The sequence below is a fragment of the Paenibacillus sp. DS2015 genome (assembly GCF_050433705.1).
Lineage (GTDB): Bacteria > Bacillota > Bacilli > Paenibacillales > Paenibacillaceae > Paenibacillus_AQ.
On record NZ_JBNPWS010000013.1, the window covers coordinates 19,397 to 36,526 of the forward strand.

General features: G+C 39.4%; 15 protein-coding genes and 1 pseudogene. 13 read left to right on the forward strand and 3 right to left on the reverse strand.

Going from position 1 to position 17,130, the window contains the following annotated elements; all coding sequences use genetic code 11:
- The first annotated feature begins 197 nt into the window (after nt 1–197).
- The 4 genes and pseudogenes from J2T13_RS12935 to J2T13_RS12950 all read left to right on the forward strand — a co-directional run.
- Nucleotides 198–608 carry a hypothetical protein gene (locus J2T13_RS12935; protein ID WP_429371838.1) on the forward strand — a complete coding sequence of 137 codons (411 nt, stop codon included), beginning with the start codon at nt 198–200 and terminating at the stop codon, nt 606–608.
- Nucleotides 598–2,361: an ABC transporter ATP-binding protein gene (locus J2T13_RS12940; protein WP_429371840.1), complete on the forward strand. Its 1,764-nt coding sequence runs from the start codon at nt 598–600 to the stop codon at nt 2,359–2,361. Before J2T13_RS12935 ends, J2T13_RS12940 begins: the two co-directional genes overlap by 11 nt.
- A complete protein-coding gene (locus J2T13_RS12945) occupies nt 2,354–4,021 on the forward strand; it encodes an ABC transporter ATP-binding protein (RefSeq protein ID WP_429371842.1) in 1,668 nt (555 codons plus the stop codon). Before J2T13_RS12940 ends, J2T13_RS12945 begins: the two co-directional genes overlap by 8 nt.
- A gap of 40 nt (nt 4,022–4,061) precedes the next feature.
- A pseudogene (locus J2T13_RS12950) lies at nt 4,062–4,388 on the forward strand (SDR family oxidoreductase); the annotation flags it as partial.
- Between the two features lie 92 nt (nt 4,389–4,480).
- Here J2T13_RS12950 and J2T13_RS12955 read toward each other — a convergent pair.
- Nucleotides 4,481–5,746 carry an MFS transporter gene (locus J2T13_RS12955; RefSeq protein ID WP_429371844.1) on the reverse strand — a complete coding sequence of 422 codons (1,266 nt, stop codon included), beginning with the start codon at nt 5,744–5,746 and terminating at the stop codon, nt 4,481–4,483.
- Between the two features lie 332 nt (nt 5,747–6,078).
- On the opposite strand from J2T13_RS12955, the gene J2T13_RS12960 reads away from it, so the two are divergent.
- Nucleotides 6,079–6,825, forward strand: coding sequence for a polysaccharide deacetylase family protein (locus tag J2T13_RS12960; protein ID WP_429371846.1), 747 nt, complete (start codon nt 6,079–6,081; stop codon nt 6,823–6,825).
- A 67-nt stretch (nt 6,826–6,892) separates the two neighbouring features.
- On the forward strand, nt 6,893–7,648 hold the full coding sequence (gene pdaA / locus J2T13_RS12965; protein ID WP_429372022.1) for a delta-lactam-biosynthetic de-N-acetylase: 756 nt from the start codon (nt 6,893–6,895) through the stop codon (nt 7,646–7,648).
- Between the two features lie 399 nt (nt 7,649–8,047).
- On the opposite strand, the gene J2T13_RS12970 is transcribed toward pdaA, so the two are convergent.
- The gene (locus J2T13_RS12970; protein ID WP_429371848.1) at nt 8,048–9,019 is read right to left on the reverse strand and encodes an NAD(P)-dependent alcohol dehydrogenase; all 972 of its coding nucleotides are present in this window, start codon (nt 9,017–9,019) and stop codon (nt 8,048–8,050) included.
- 207 nt (nt 9,020–9,226) lie between these two features.
- Here J2T13_RS12970 and thrC point away from each other — a divergent pair, with 207 nt between their 5' ends.
- Nucleotides 9,227–10,621, forward strand: a complete 1,395-nt coding sequence (thrC, locus tag J2T13_RS12975) for a threonine synthase (protein WP_429371850.1) — start codon at nt 9,227–9,229, stop codon at nt 10,619–10,621.
- Nucleotides 10,622–10,770: 149 nt separating this feature from the next.
- On the opposite strand, the gene J2T13_RS12980 is transcribed toward thrC, so the two are convergent.
- Nucleotides 10,771–11,589, reverse strand: a complete 819-nt coding sequence (locus J2T13_RS12980) for a class I SAM-dependent methyltransferase (RefSeq protein WP_429371852.1) — start codon at nt 11,587–11,589, stop codon at nt 10,771–10,773.
- 221 nt (nt 11,590–11,810) lie between these two features.
- Here J2T13_RS12980 and J2T13_RS12985 point away from each other — a divergent pair, with 221 nt between their 5' ends.
- The 6 genes from J2T13_RS12985 to J2T13_RS13010 all read left to right on the forward strand — a co-directional run bounded on the left by J2T13_RS12985 (nt 11,811) and on the right by J2T13_RS13010 (nt 17,075).
- Complete coding sequence (locus tag J2T13_RS12985; RefSeq protein WP_429371854.1) at nt 11,811–12,704, forward strand: ATP-binding cassette domain-containing protein; 894 nt, start codon at nt 11,811–11,813, stop codon at nt 12,702–12,704.
- Complete coding sequence (locus J2T13_RS12990) at nt 12,697–13,404, forward strand: hypothetical protein (protein ID WP_429371856.1); 708 nt, start codon at nt 12,697–12,699, stop codon at nt 13,402–13,404. Before J2T13_RS12985 ends, J2T13_RS12990 begins: the two co-directional genes overlap by 8 nt.
- A 155-nt stretch (nt 13,405–13,559) precedes the next feature.
- On the forward strand, nt 13,560–14,033 hold the full coding sequence (locus J2T13_RS12995) for a DinB family protein (RefSeq protein ID WP_429371858.1): 474 nt from the start codon (nt 13,560–13,562) through the stop codon (nt 14,031–14,033).
- A 312-nt stretch (nt 14,034–14,345) separates the two neighbouring features.
- Nucleotides 14,346–14,888, forward strand: a complete 543-nt coding sequence (locus tag J2T13_RS13000; RefSeq protein ID WP_429371860.1) for a hypothetical protein — start codon at nt 14,346–14,348, stop codon at nt 14,886–14,888.
- A gap of 350 nt (nt 14,889–15,238) precedes the next feature.
- On the forward strand, nt 15,239–16,468 hold the full coding sequence (locus J2T13_RS13005) for a hypothetical protein (protein WP_429371862.1): 1,230 nt from the start codon (nt 15,239–15,241) through the stop codon (nt 16,466–16,468).
- 64 nt (nt 16,469–16,532) lie between these two features.
- Nucleotides 16,533–17,075 (forward strand): hypothetical protein, encoded by a 543-nt coding sequence (locus tag J2T13_RS13010; protein WP_429371863.1) that lies wholly within the window; start codon nt 16,533–16,535, stop codon nt 17,073–17,075.
- Nucleotides 17,076–17,130: the final 55 nt, after the last annotated feature.

Sequence of the window (17,130 nt, forward strand, 5' to 3'; positions counted from 1 at the left end):
TAAACTAGGATGAAGCTAATATAAATCAATGAAATAATGTTAAAAATGGAAAAAAATAAATAATGTATCCAGTGATATCTATTTCGGTTAATTATTGATCGTATGATGGGATGGATAACAGTTATTCGAACGTTCTCTTCCCGGAAGTTTTCTGCTATGGGTCGAGAATAGCCTAAAACGAAAGACAGGTAGAACGTATGAACAAAAAAAAGGCTAATATGTATGTGAAATTAACTGCTAAAAACCCAGTTCCTTTTATAGGGATTGTTGCACTGGCAGTGCTCTCCCTGTTGTTTTTAACGATGTCTACTAAGTTAAGCATTATAAACACGTATGACGGGAAAATGGATAAACAGAAAATTGTTATTAGCAACCATGTAATTACCAACATACCGGGCAAAGTATATGTATATACGAATAGAAATGAGAAGGTATATCCCATGCAAACGACAGATAAGGTTAAGTATGATGCTGGGGCTACAATTATATATGTTGAGGGAAGCGAGAATGATCCGGACATAGGCAACGTGAAAATTGATGTTCCTATAGGCGAGACAACCCTTTTTGAAAGGGTTTTCTTAAAAGGTGGTAAAATTAATGATGACTGAAAAGCTGAATTATTATACAACAATCAAATTTTTATTTAAATATATTTCGATGCATAAAAAAAACTACATCTTATTTTACTTCGGCTGGCTTTTTGACGCTTTGCTTAAAATTTTCACTCCCATTATGTTTGCGGTCATGATTGATGAAATTGTTTATTATAACAACATCGATGTCTTTTTTAAGATCAGCCTGTCATTTGTTGTTATGTTGTTATTTTCATGCGTTATTCATTTTTTTTGTCAAGCTCAATATGCTTACCTCGAAGTTATGTTTACGTTTGATATTAAGCAAGATATATTTAAAACGATGCAAGCGGCACAGGCCAATTATATGTCTGATGCAAAAACAGGGGATATTATAAATATCATTCAGTCCTATAGCAACGAGTGTATGGTGTTTGTCATTAGAAATATGATTCATACCGTCAATAATTTATTAGCGTTAGTTATATACATTGCCTATATTTTAGTTATTGGCTGGCAATACGGGTTGTTAATGCTTGTAACGGTTCCGATTTCGATTTATATCTCTTCGAAATTCGGCAGAAAGGTAAGAAAATATTCGGATGAAAAAAGGGAAAAGTACGATGTATACAACGGCTGGCTGTTTGAAATGTTTTCAGGGATACGGGATATTCGTATGCTGGGAGCAGAGAATAAAGTAAACAAGTCGTTCATCAAGCAGCAAAAAGAGTTATATCGTATAGGTATAAAAAACGGTTTGTTAAGCATGACGTCTCAAAATATTATAACTACTGTAAATTTATTCATACATCTTTCTATTTTTAGTCTTTGTGCTTACATGGCTTTTAAAAATAATATGACTATCGGCATCCTAACTGTCATTATAGCCTATCTTATGGGGATAACGGAGCGTGTCAGTTTTTTGAGCGGCATTTACTTAGAGGCGCAAAATAGAATTTCGTCGATACAACGTATTTATGATTTTATGAATGCACCTACTGAAAAAGAGTGGAAGGGTAAAGAAGAGCTACATGTTACAAATGGAAATATAACATTCAACAATATTGAATTTGCCTACAATCAAAGAAATCAAGTTCTGAAGGGGATGTCCCTTAATATACATGGGGGGGAGCGATTAGCACTTTGCGGCAAAAGCGGTTCTGGCAAGACGACGCTTGCCTATATGCTGATCGGATTTTATCTCCCTCAAAATGGAGAGATTGAAATCGATGGACAAAAGCTATCTGATTGTTCATTGAAATCGATTCGCCAGAACATTGGCGTCGTGCAGCAGGATATACTCATTTTTGACGGTAGTATAAAAGAAAATCTGCTTTTAGGCAAAAAAAATGCTACGGATGAAGAAATTATTGCCTCATGTGAGCATGCAGGGCTAGGTGAGCTGTTAAAAACATTTCAAGACGGGATAAACACTATTATTGGAAAAAGCGGCATCGGCTTGTCGGGAGGACAGAAGCAACGTATTGCTATCGCCCGGATTTATTTAAAAGACCCGAAAATCATTATATTTGATGAAGCGACCTCGGCGCTAGATCGTGAAACGGAGGAGCAAATTCATCAAACTTGGAATCGGGTGCTGGCGGGGCGCACATCGATAATAATCGCGCACAATCAAAGCTCTGTCATGCTGTGTGAAAAGGTGGCAATAATCGAAAATGGTCTTCTGGGCGAGATGGGTGTTCCAGGCGAGTTAATTGAGAAGAGTGATATTTTTAGGAGCCTCTTTGCTGTTAAAGAATTAAGGGAGGAGGGGCAAAGCATTGCTTAAAAAAAATAAATACAGACTAATGGTTATGTTGAAGTTAAAACCGATCGCATCGGGCGTAAAGAGATTTATTGTTATTAACTTTATCCTGAGCCTGATTGTAATCGCGCTGAACTTTATTCTTCCTTATTTCTATAAAATATTCATCGAACAAGTTATTTTGCAAGGTAAGATTACCGTATTAGGCACTGTCATTATAGGATATTTATCCATTCACGGCTTGAATATGCTAATTGACTATATCAAGAACTATGGTAACAACAGAATTGTAAACCGGATTAATTATCGCCTGAAGCTAAAAATCTGGAAGGGCCTGTTCAAGCAAGATTTTGCCGAATATGAGAGGAAGTCGGTTGGAGATACTAAAATGCGCTTTGAAGAAGATGTGAACGCCATATCGCCTTTTGCCGGTTATCAAACGATAGAATATATCATTTCGTATATTACTCTAGTCATTTCTTTAATCTTGTTGTTTATGATTGAATGGCGATTGGCAATTTTCTCTCTTCTTGCTATACCGATTACCTTTATTATCGACCACCTTCTCAGTAAAAGAGAAATGGTTTTAAATGATGAACAGAGAGAGAACGACCAAAAAATGTCCACTTGGCTACATACTAGCATTCAGGGCTGGAAAGAGATTAAGGCATTGAATCTGGAAAATAATCAAAAGATTCGATTCGTCAGGTTTATTCGCAAATATGCGCTGTATTATGCCAAATGGATTAATTATTGGACGGTGCGGGCGTTGATTTTACCGAAAATACGAGATGAATTTTTTATGAAGTTCGGTCTATATTTTCTTGGGGGTCTTTTAATTATATACGAAGGTTTTAAAGTCAGTGATTTGCTAATATTCGCCATGTACTACGGAATACTCTCTACTGCAATTAATACAGTATCTACAACAGATGCGGAGCTTCAAACGCAAATGCCCTATATAAACCGGGTTATGGAAGAGCTGGACAAAGTAGAGGCAAAGGCTGAGAAGAACGACCTTGTTTTGGATGGCTCCAACACCATCACGTTTGACAATGTTTGCTTCAGATACCCGAATAGCGAGAGGGATATAATCAATCATTTGAATTTGCAAGTAAACAAAGGCGAGCGGGTAGCCATTACGGGTAAAAGCGGCAGTGGAAAAACAACCATATTAAAGCTGATGACCGGATTGGTGAAGCCGACTGCTGGGAATGTGCTGTTCTCAGGGGTTAATCTCTCGGATGTTAATATTTCCAAGGTACATGATAAAATTGGGTTTGTCATGCAGGAGAATGTGCTGTTTAATACTTCAATCGTTGAAAATTTGCTTTTTGGCAAAAGAAATGCAATCTTCGATGAGCTAGTTTCGGCATGCAAAAAAGCGTACATCTACGATTTTATAAACAGCTTGCCGGAAGGGTTTGACACTATTATTGGTGAACGCGGCGTTAAGCTTTCTGGAGGCCAGCGGCAGAGGCTCATTCTGGCCAGACTGTTTTTGCGGGAAGTGGATATTTTTATATTTGACGAAGCTACAAGCGCTCTCGATCAATATAGCGAGAGTATTGTGCATGATGCGATTAACAGTATACCACAAGATAAGACGATAATCGTTGTTGCACACAGAGCATCCTCGATTAGCTTATGTGATAGAAATATTGTTTTGGAGGAGGTATCTTGATTCGGGCACGTGCTTCGGTACGACCTATATCTACCAAGGTTTTCAACGAATTGTCAAGAATTCCGACCTGCCGGGATATGTAATTTTTTTTGACTATGGATCAGGCAAAGAACAATTCACGAGACAACTTGCCAAAGAGTTTGGTGCGAAACAAATTACGATCAACGCGATTGCGCCAGGACCTGTGAATACGGAGTTATTCAGTGAAGGGAAGTCCGAGCAACAAATTGAAGCCATGAAGAAAATGAATGCTTTTGGACGTTTAGGTGAACCCGAAGATATTGCCAATGTGTTTGAGTTCTTAGTAAGCGAACAGGCACAATGGGTTACGAGTCAGACGATTCGAGCGAATGGTGGATTTATTTAAGGACAAGAACTAATAGCAGTTAAGCAAAAAAAAGTTCTCCTTTTTGTGGCAAGAATCTTTTTTTGCTTAATCAACACTTCTTAGCATTCAAATTATGTTGTTTCAGGTACTCCCGTAACCATTGAAGGTTCAGGTTTATGTTTGAAGATGGGAATGAGGATTAGAGCACCCACCAACATGATAATGCCGGATACACAATAAATATCGACGAGCGGGAACTGTTTCTTGAGGAACCCAGATGTAGACATCATGATGACCATCATTCCCATAAACATGGGACTCAGTACGCCATTTACACGGCCAACGAAGGATTGTTCTGTCCACTGTAGAATTAAAGTGTTGATACCGATTTGAATACATGGCATAGTGAGACCATTTAGAAATTGTAATGTTAACGTAAGAGTGATGCTAGTAGACAATCCCATACCAGCGATACATAAGGCACTAACACTCATACCAAATGCAAGCAGAATTTGTGGAGATACCTTTTTGGCAAGGGTCATGATGATAGCCCCACCCACCAGCATAGCCCCACCATTAACCATTAAGAGAAACTGTAGGAACTCCTTCGGTTGACCTAATCGCTCGGTGACCACGAACAGGCCCAGAGTCTGAATGATCCCAATAGAAAACCCAGCAATAGCAAATGTTGCAGCGAGGACCTTCAATACGGGTCTTTGCCATACATAACGAAAACCATCAGCCAGCTCTTTGCGTAGATTCAGGCTCTTGGGTTCACTAGTTGTTGCTACTTCATCGGGTGGTAGACGGAAGAGCACGACAGCGGACAATAAGAAGGCGACACCCATCACGGCTATGGAGATGTGAATACCAAATTGATGATATGAGAAAATACCGAGTGCAGGTCCCATGATCATAAAGATAGCGACAAGCGATTGAAACAATGCCATGCCTTGTTGTAGCTGGTCGGGATGAACATGTTGCTTGAATAACTTCATGACAGATGGCTGAGAGAACTGTGATAAAATGGCAGAGATGAATGTAGCAAAGTAGATCATTTCCCACGAACCATACAGGAGCGTTATGAGGACGATTAGCACTGAAGCGGATGAGAGAAAGTCACACCAGATCATGGTTCGTTTAGGTCGCCAACGGTCAGCGAACGCGCCTCCGATGAAGGAGAAGACAAAGATCGGCGCGAACTCGACCACCGAAATGAGTGAAATAGCTATAGGATCGTTGTTCGTCTGATCGGTGACAAACATGAGAATGGCAAAGTTTCTCACCCAGATTCCGATTTGCAGGAATAAATTTGAGATGAGTATGGTTTGGTAAAATCGGTTCCTGAACAAATTAACTCTCGTGGGCGACGCGTGTGTCGCAGATACATTGGACATGAAATTGCACTCCTATTTATTACTAATATGGTTATTTTTATTATACAACCATAAAGTATTATGGGCGAATTGGGAAGAGTAAATAATTTTAGAAGAGAAAGACCGATAGTGTTCGGAGTATTGTCCATGTTCGTAGCCATCTTATTTGTAATTACTTTAGTATAATCAAAGAAGCCACTTCCTTTATAAATAAGGAGTTGGCTTCTTTGATGTGTGCATAAATAACTTACTGTATACACATCTTAATAGAATATGGGGTTGGACTGAATTTAGGTCGCCTCTAAATTATTGTTGTTGCACCATTGTAATCATGTTTTTTAGGAGAGAATATAGTGAATATTTGGAGTTTATTATTCTTGCCTTTTGTATGTTGGCACCCATTTCATCATGAGGTAACAGCTATGCCCGTTGAGCAACAGCTACATCAATATACACAGCAAGGGAGCATTATCAAAAGAGTTCAGACAGACCATCGCTGGATCGCCCTCACTTTTGATGATGGACCAGATCCTCAGGAAACCATTGAAATTCTAGATATTCTAAAACAATATCAAGCTAAGGCTACTTTCTTCGTCGTTGGAGAGCAAGTAACGAAATATCCAGACATTATACGCCGGGAAGTTTCGGAAGGGCATGAATTAGCCAACCATACGTATAGTCATACGAATTTCAATCATTTATCCAAAGAGCAAGTAAAGCAGGAAATTGTAAAGTCAGAGAATGAAATCTTGTCAATTACAGGTCGGCAGACCACCTTATTTCGCCCACCAGGAGGATACTATAATGATCTAATCATGATGACAGCAGAACAATTGGGATATAGCGTGATCTTATGGACATGGTATCAGGATTCGAAGGATTGGAGTAAACCGGGAGTGCATCAAATTGTGAAGCGGGTAATATCCAATGCCCATCCGGGTGATATCGTATTATTTCATGATCGGATATCCGGTAAATCTCAAACGGCTAACGCCTTAAAGGTGATCTTACCTGAATTACAAAAGCAGGGGTATAGATTTGTTACCATCTCTCAATTAATGGATTCGAATCAGATCCGATATCAAATAGGAGAAAATTAATGTAGGTGAATACTAAAAATTCGATACAAGGAGTGTTACATTAGTGAAACGATTGTTCCTGTTGTTGATGGTGTTAGGGTTATTTGTTACCGTATTTCCTTCGAATACTGTAGTAGCTACTGATGTTCCGCATCACTACGGTTTCATAAAGAGTAAAAAAGGGGCTCTACCTTCCATTGATAATGAAGCTTTCAAGGGAATATTGAAGGACAATGGGGCTATATTCTTAGGGGATACAACGAAGAAGGAAGTCTATCTCACTTTTGATAATGGATATGAGAATGGCTATACCATCAAAGTTCTCGACATATTGAAGGAAAAGAAAATACCAGCAGCCTTTTTTGTAACGGGACATTATGCGAAAGACCAACCCGAGTTATTAAAGCGAATGGCGAATGAAGGGCATATTGTGGGAAATCATTCTTGGGGACACCCAGATATGAGTCAAATTTCCAATAGCCGCGTGGAAGATGAACTGGCGAAACTGAAGACGCAAGTCTTAGAAACAACAGGGCAACAAGAAATGCGGTATATGCGTCCACCACAGGGTATTTTTAGTAAACGAATGCTTGAAGTGAGTAAGGAACTTGGATATACGAATGTTTTCTGGTCCATCGCCTATAAAGATTGGGACACGAAGGATCAAAAAGGATGGAAATATGCCTATGATCATGTCATGAATCAGCTACATCCAGGCGCCGTCATATTACTACACTCTGTCTCTAAGGATAACGCAGACGCTTTGGCGCAGATTATTGACGATACGCTTAAACAAGGATATGAGTTCAAGAGCTTGGATCAACTGACAACGAAGAACTATTGATGAGATATTGAGAATTGTAGCTCTAAAACATAATCAGTGCTTGCAGAAAATAGAAGTCTGTGCAGATCGTAGCGGAGAGGATGGAATTGTCTTGGAGAAGCGTAGCGTTCGCCTTTGCCCCTAAATTTACACCGCAAAGAGATGCAGATTAAGAAAAATTTAGGGGCAACAGCGATCGGAAGGACAATCCATCAGCGTAGCGTCAACAATCAACTCGATATTTTTGTCAAGCACTGAGATTGGTGTTGAGCCAGAATTGTAGATGAATAATGAGTAGGCATAATAGCCGTGAGGTACGAAATCATCGTACTTCACGGCTATTGTGATGTAATTAAGACTTAAGAAGACAGTCGGATGGTTGAGGGTGAACCTATGTTAGCTAGTCGTGAGTAAATGGATTCAGCGTGGAACAATCGGCTCCTGCGACACTTGGATCACGATTTTGCCCCTTACCTTCTCAGTTTCACTAAGCGCATGGGCTTTAGCAATTTCAGATAGAGGGAATACATTCTCGATATAAGGACTCAACAGACCCTTGTTACTTAAACGACTGAGTATCTCTAGATCAGCGGTATTCCCATTTGCAGATACCATTCTTCCTCTTTTACGAGAAGAGGATTTCGAAATCACATGCATGATCATGACAGACGGAGAAGGCACGGTAGACACATACGAACCTTGGGGACGCAGGTTTTTACGACAACTATAGTATCCATACTTGGCAACAGCATCAAAAATCAGATCATACTGATCACCACTTTGTCTGAAATCGGAATGGTCATAAGGAAGTACTTCATCGCACCCAATCGTAGTCGCAAGTTCAATATTTCTAGAATGACATACCCCGGTCACATGGCATCCAGCAGCTTTGGCGATCTGTACTGCAAAGTGCCCAACACCACCCGTAGCCCCGGTTATGAGCACGCGCATGTTCGGTAATATATTTCCTTCTTTGTGAAGAGCCTGATAAGCGGTTAGCCCAGCTAAAGGTAGGCTTGCTGCCTGATGATGACTTAAATGATCTGGTTTGAGAGCTACTCTAGAAGCTGGGCAACACATGAATGCACCATAGGCGCCACCCTTCGTCGCAGCGGAGGAAAATCCGTAAACTTCATCTCCAGCTTTGAGATGATTTACTTGAGAGCCGCATTGTGTCACGACACCGGAGAAATCACCTCCTAGGATGCGAGGGAATTTCCAGCCGGATAAGAAAAAGATGCTCCCTGACCGAGTTTTGAAGTCTATGGGATTTACGGAAGAATTAATGACTCGTATTTGCACCTCGTCTGATCGAGGTGAGGGTTTCGGTACAGTCTCTATCTGAAAGATATCAGACTTACCGTATTTATGTATCACAGCTGCTTGCATCATGATATGGGCTCCTTTAATTTTTAAGGGAGTGTGTGAAGAGAATAGTCTCATGCGCCCTTATTGGAAATATTTGTTTTAATTATACTACAAAACATGCATACGAAAAATAATTGTTGGGTTACAGCACCTAGAAAAGGTATTATAGATATAATTAAACTAAAGACTTAGAAATCATTTATTCTAAATACGTATTATTGGAGGCAGGGTATGAAATTTATAAGCACAAGAGGTCATGTAGAGTCCCAAGGGTTTATTGATACGGTGCTCATGGGTTTGGCTGATGATGGCGGACTAATGATCCCGGCGGAGATCCCGGTCATTTCACCAGCTACTCTGAAAGAGTGGAGCAAATTAAGCTATAAGGAACTATTTCTGCAAATCTTCTCACATTACACGAATGAAGAGATTCCTTTGGAAGACCTGAAGGAAATGGTGAATAAGAGCTACGCAAATTTCCGTGACTCTGAAGTAACACCTGTGAAGAAAATTAATGATTCGCTATATATTTTAGAATTATTCCATGGACCTACGTTTGCGTTTAAGGATGTAGCGCTACAATTTATGGGTGAATTCTATTCTTACGTATCCACTAAGCAGGGTAAAATTATTCATATTCTTGGAGCTACTTCGGGAGATACAGGAGCGGCGGCGATCCAAGGGATACGCGGTAAGGAAGGCATTCGTATCTGTATCTTGCATCCTCACGAGAAAGTTAGTAAGGTGCAAGAGCTACAAATGACAACCGTCGATGATGAGAACGTATTAAATCTTTCCGTAAAAGGGAATTTCGACGATTGCCAGAAGATCATCAAAGAATTGTTTGCAGATTTAGATTTCAAAAGTAAACATCATCTTCGAGCGATTAATTCGATTAATTTTGTCCGTATCTTGGCTCAGACCGTCTATTATTTCTATGCATACTTTCAAATTGAACAAGGAGAAAAGGCTAAGAAGGTTAACTTTAGCGTCCCATCCGGGAACTTCGGTAATATCTTCTCTGGTTTCTTGGCGAAGAAGATGGGGTTACCCATTAATAAGCTGATTATTGCGACGAATGAGAATAATATTCTTGAGCGTTTCGTTCGGACGGGCGAATATAAGCCAGGTGACTTCAAAAGCACCCATAGCCCTTCGATGGATATCCAAGTGGCAAGTAATTTTGAGAGATATCTATATTATTTCTTGGGACAGGATGCCGAAAAAGTGTCTGAATACATGAAGAAGTTCCAAGAAGAGGGACAGATTGTGATCAGCCCAGAGGATCTAGTTCGCGTCAAATCCGACTTCGAAGCTTATGGTGCTAACAACAAGGAATGTTTAGAATTGATTCGTAAGTACCAAGCCGATTACGATTACTTGTTAGATCCACACACGGCTTGTGGGATTGCGGCTTATGAACAATATAATGGTGAAGATGAGATCTGTATCTCGTTCGCGACAGCACACCCTGCTAAATTTGATGAAGCGATCGCTCAATGTGACATCAAGCAGGAGTTCCCTACAGAGATCGAGAAGTTATTCTCAATGTCGCAACACCAGACCGTTATCGATCATAATAAAGAAGAAATCGTAAGCCAGCTTGAAACATTTTATGAAAAATAGAGATATTTAGATAGATTAACTTAGATAATTAGCACAGATAACGTCGGCGATATGCAACGTCGATGAATACACTGAATAGCCTGCTGACATATGTTCTTGTCAGCAGGCTATTTCTACTATATGAATGTAATTAGGAGACGGAAGAAGTTTTATACGATACCAAGTCGCATCCGATAGCTGAATAGAATGTTGCGGGATTCCCCAGCGAATAGCTGCGACACTAGTTCCCGAAACTGGGCTACTTCGGCATGAAGCTCTTCCGCGCCCAATTTAAGGGCTGTTTGTATTCCGCCTTGGCTGAAGGCAATGTTCGCGTATCGGTCTGCATCGCATAGTTCCCAGTGGTGGAAGACAATTTCTCTGGCAAAGCTGAATAATCCAGATTCACGGATGTGTTGCAAATGCTCGTCCTTGTTCCATTTATGCGCGTGCTGTTCCTGTGGAGCCAATTGGGCTACGCGTGCATCTGCATGGGCGATCAGTTGCTTATACCGCTCTTCAAGTGTCCAGTCGAAGACGGGCGGCCAGTCACAGTCATAAGCTGCGAAGATGCCTCCAGGTCGAAGGACACGGGCAAACTCGCGCAACGTGCTGACAGGATCCATCCAGTGGAAGGATTGGGAACAGGTCACAATGTCTGCACTCCCGGATGGAAGCCCCAACTCATGTGATAATTTATTCTCAAATCGAAGGTTCGAAGGTTTTCCCATCGCATCCCACTTAGCAAGTGCAACATCACGCATATCATCACTGGGCTCAAATCCGATGATATGTTCTGCTTTATTCAGCCATATAAATGAGGATAAGCCTGTACCGCATCCGACATCTACCACCGTTTGCGGATGGCTGCGTAGATAGGTTGTGAGGATATCAACAACCTCCTGTGGTGCGCTAGGACGATTCTGATCATACAGTGCACCAAAACCAGCGAAGCGCTCCACGTTGTTCTTGCGTACCTCTTCAATCATTGGGATATCACTCTCCTAAATAGATATTGGTGTCTTTATAACTTCGATCACGATGTGTTCTAATCCTCTTAATAGGAGGGATTGACATGAAGTTAATGGAAATATAGTCTAAGATTAACTGAAGCCATCTTGTGATGTGAGTAATAGTTATTATGAATGGCTTGTATGTAATGCGTGATGATCGAAAGCATATTTCGTTCAATTAGGAAGGGGAGTATTGCATGGAGGACTTGATGAAGTTAGAACATGTCTCGAAAGATTTCGATCACAAGCAAGTGTTGCGGGATGTGACCTTTTCCATTGGCTACAAGGAGACAATAGCTCTGCTTGGTGCGAATGGATCGGGGAAGAGTACCTTATTGCGTATCATTTGTGGTCTGATGAGACCTTCAAGCGGAAAGGTTCACACCACACATGCCAAAGAGACAAGCATTAGTTATGTTCCGGAGCGATTCCCTAAATTACGTCTTACTCCTCATGAATATCTGTTATCCATGGGGCAAATCCAAGGAATGCGTAAGGATTCAATAAATCAACGAATAAATGAATTAATGGAACAGTTCGGGTTAGCGGAAGCTGTGAATCGACGCATGCACAATTTCTCAAAAGGGATGCTTCAGAAAGTGAACATCATGCAAGCGATTCTAACTCAACCCGATCTATTAGTATTAGATGAACCTCTATCTGGTCTGGACGTAGCATCACAGCAAGATTTGCGGTGCTTGCTACAAGAGTTGAAAGGACTTAATATTTCGATGATTCTGACGTCCCATGAGTCTGTTCTACTGGAGGAGTTAGCGGATCGTGTCATCTCCTTAGAAGAAGGAAGAGTAGTATCGAATACCCTTCAGGTTCAGCAATCTTATGTCATCATTCAATGTAGGTTTCCAGCGGATCGTTCTACCTTTGAACTGGATCAAATACGGGGAGTCGTGAAATGGGAGAAACTTGAAGGAGCCCACCGTTTATATGTTGAAAATGAAGCAACAGATCAGGCCTTGTTAACGATTCTAAATAGCGGAGGTTCGGTTATCTCGGTGAATACAATGGAACGAAAAGAATGGACAGCCAGTGACTTGATATCCGTTAATGGGAGGGAGAAGTCACTTGTATAAGAACTTATTGATTTATTTGCTTCGCAACTACAGCCGATCATATAAATTCATCCCACCGTTGTTCACATATATCATTTTTATAGGGCTGTTCTACACCTATAGACCGAACCCCGTGATGGGAAGCTTCGCGGTTACTGCTGTGCTATCTTTCATTGTAACTGCGTGGATTTGTTATGGCTTTATACAGTCCGAAAGTCCGATCCAAGAAGAGATAACGCTGTTACATTTGAAAAGTCCAGCAAAATATTACATAGGTTTACTATCATCGATACTACTAATGAGTCTGTTTCTCCTTATTATTGCAATAGCTTACCCGATTATTCGCGATATGTTTGACAGGCCCCTTGGAAGTGAAGATATCATTGTTGGGTTGCTATCTCATCTGGGGTTATCGTTTCTCGGAGTAGCGATAGCCGTCTTCTTTAATAGCAAATTTGTTAGTCGGCCCAGTGTCGCCATAGGAGGTATTTTATTTGTTATTGTCCTATCTTTCTGCCAAGGGTCCATATCGAGCCATTTGAGTCCTTCAATGGAATGGATCACTTGGATTCTCCCACCAGCATTTCATTCGATGAATCTGCTAATGAATTACGAAACATATTCTGGTGGGGAAATTGTCTGGTTGCTAGTTGTGCCTTTTATATACGCGATTATCGTCTTTACGATCTTTGTCCAAAGGATGAAACGGAAATTATATTAATCGAACATGCCTTCTAGGCATTCCAACAGCTGAGGTAGGTTCATATAATCAATTCTACGATCACAATAATGGGGAAATATGACTGACGAGAGTATAATATAGAAGTAGTAATACCCTGATTTTTGAAGCGGTATGAAGAAGAAGGAGGAAAAATGATGAGTGAAGCATTTTTGTTCGGCCTATTTGAAAGAGTGCGAGAAAGAATAATTCATCAAGTAGAGAATGTTCCTGAGTCCCACAGGAATCTTGTACCTAATGGCTTTAACAATAGTCTTCATTGGCAACTTGGACACATTATTACGATTTCTGACGGAGTAATACTTGGTTACGGGGGTGTAGAATCTAAGATTCCAACCTCATATGCCCCATTATTCAGGAACGGAACTAAACCCGCAGATTGGCAAAAGGAACCCCCTCATTGGGATGTCCTCATTCTTCAGCTACGGGAGCAATTCCAAGTACTACAAGAAACGCTTCATGGAAAATTAAGTGAACCCGTAGCAGTAAAGGATAACTTTGCAAAGGCAGAAACGATTGGTGATCTAGTACAGTTAAATATGACTCATGAGAATTTACATTTGGGTATGATCACAGCTATGGTGAAAGTGTTAAACTTGAATAACCAGTAAGGTCTGTTGGCAACGCCGATGTCATTGTTATCTCTAGAATGAAAAAGGGATTTTGAGATTAAACTCAAAATCCCTTTTTTTGATTGACTACATAAGCATAAGGATTTCTTAATGACTATCCTCCAAACTCAGAGATGAACAAATTTGTGTTTTGGCCAATTGCCGGTTGAATCTGTATCAAAGATCTCTATCTTCATTCATTAAATTGATACAAGTATCCACCTACATTTACAAATACTTTAAATATAATGTTTAAATATGGCAAAAAAGTGTATATACACAGGGAATCGTATACACTTAGGAGGAGTTAGAATGAAAAAGATATGTGCTTTGTTACTATCAATATGTTTAATGTTGGGAATGTCAACGGTCTTATCAGCCAAAGAAGCTCCATTGGAGAAAAGGGCAGCTCAGGCTTATAACTCATCTCTAAAAAAGACCGAGTTGAATGTTTCAGCAAATAATAAACTCACTACTACAGATTATAATTCGATCTACATCCCGATTAAAGATATATTTAAGAACCATGTCGATGCTGTGAAGTGGGATAATAAGAAAAAAATTGCAATAGTGAAAAATCAGGGTTCTGAGTTGATCCTCAATTTCTCAGGGAAAGAGTTGAAAGCAACAGAGAATCAGGTAATCCTACCAAAATCGTGGACTAAACTAAGCAACGGATCCGCTGGTATCAATGTTTTTGTATTAGCTTATCTATTTGAGATCTATGCTGATGATTCAGATAAAGAGAGATTGAAATGGGCAGAAAAGCTAAGTTTCTTAGATATCAAGCAAACAGAAGGAATTGGCGGAGCTAAAGATGGTGTTATGCATATCTTTGTTGTTTATAACGATTGAGGTATCTTGAAGAAGCAGATCTCAACGGTTCGAAATTGATTTAAGTCTTCATCGAGGGCGATGAAGAAGCGGCGTTATTCATTCAATAGAGTGTATTCTAATTTAAAAGGCGCTTTTCCGTTCAGCTCGAACGGAAAAGCGCCTTTCACTGTGCACCTTTTCACTTCGGTCCTGATTCTTTTAAATAGTCCAATTAATCCATCAAATAGTAGAGTATGAAAATAGTTCTACCTAACTTTTCCCGAGATCATCTCTAAATCCAGAAATGAAAAAGTTCGTGTTTTAGCCAATCTATCTTTATTCATTAAATAGATATAATTACACCTTTTTTTACAAAAATTTCAAATATATTGTTTATATATGGAAAACTTAGTGTATATATACTAGGTATAATAAAATTTGGAAGGTTATTAGATGAAAAAATATTGTCGATTATTGGATTAAGTTGTGTACTACTCTTAAATCCTTTAACAAATCTAAAAGTACATGCAGAAGTAGGATTAGAACCACTCTTAACAAAGGAAGAGATAGTAAAAGAAATGGAGGTCGAACGTGAAAAACAAGTAGAATACCATATAAATGAGTATAAATCGCTAGCTAGTGAAAATCGTCAAACATACTTAATGAATTATGGTTTGGATGATAAAGTAAGTTTAAATCGAAGTGCTGATAACAGTGTTGATCTGAACTCAATTGAAAACTATTTCGAAGATAAACTTGATAAAGCGTACATTTATACGATGGATGATAATGGTTATGTCTATAACGAGGAAGGAGATATCCTAGAGAAACTTGATCTACAGGAGGAAACCTTCTTAGCAGAAGATAATTCTAATGTTTCAAGTATAACTCCACAAAGTGTAACCTTAGATAGTACAATTAATGGTTATAATTCTGGTGCATTTGTTAGACAAACAACATTTACAGGTTATAAAGGTATAAAAACCACGTTTCTACTTCCTACGGATAGTTATTTTGAAACACCGAATATTAATGTTACCGGTTATCTTTATAATGGGCTTGATGTACTTTCCTCAACATATCCTACTGGTTACAAATTAGAAGCGGGATTGCAATACAGCGAAACAAGCGATAATTATTCTGCTTCTATACGCCCACACGGAAGCACTCAAATTTTCAAACCTGAGGGTTATACTGTGAACGCTCCTAGATATAAGGCTGGCACTTCCATAACCAGCAATCTTCTTTACGATACTACTTCATCAAAAATTAAATACTTTGTAGATGGTACCAATATTAATGGTGTCAATCAGTATATTTACTTCTATTACGGGAAATCTTTTAGTTCTTCAGAAATTGCTTCACTTTGTGTTAAGAGAGTAACAGCACTGGCTAAGGAAGGTTATACAGGTACTAACATAGGTAATGTGCAAGTAACCTATACGAGTACAGTGGTAACCTCTAACAGTGGTAGCACCTCAAATCTAACTTCAAGTATGCTTAATACTCATAAGTATAATGGCAAAACCTACGGTACTTCAGATAATCCTTCTACTGGAATTACCAAGTCCGGTAATCTGAATACTCAAAAAATCATAATCAACACAACTGGATTTTAATGAAACATTGTACCCCTATTAAACGTCTAATTATATAAATCGTATACACTTAGGAGGAGTTAGAATGAAAAAGACATGTGCTTTGTTACTATCAATATGTTTAATGTTGGGAATGTCAACGGTCTTATCAGCCAAGGCAGCTCCATTGGAGAAAAGGGCAGCTCAGGCTTATAACTCATCTCTAAAAAAGACCGAGTTGAATGTTTCAGCAAATAATAAACTCACTACTACAGATTATAATTCGATCTATATCCCGATTAAAGATATATTTAAGAACCATGTCGATGCTGTGAAATGGGATAATAAGAAAAAAATTGCAATAGTGAAAAATCAGGGTTCTGAGTTGATCCTCAATTTCTCAGGGAAAGAGTTGAAAGCAACAGAGAATCAGGTAATCCTACCAAAATCGTGGACTAAACTAAGCAACGGATCCGCTGGTATCAATGTTTTTGTATTAGCTTATCTATTTGAGATCTATGCTGATGATTCAGATAAAGAGAGATTGAAATGGGCAGAAAAGCTAAGTTTCTTAGATATCAAGCAAACAGAAGGAATTGGCGGAGCTAAAGATGGTGTTATGCATATCTTTGTTGTTTATAACGATTGAGGTATCTTGAAGAAGCAGATCTCAACGGTTCGAAATTGATTTAAGTCTTCATCGA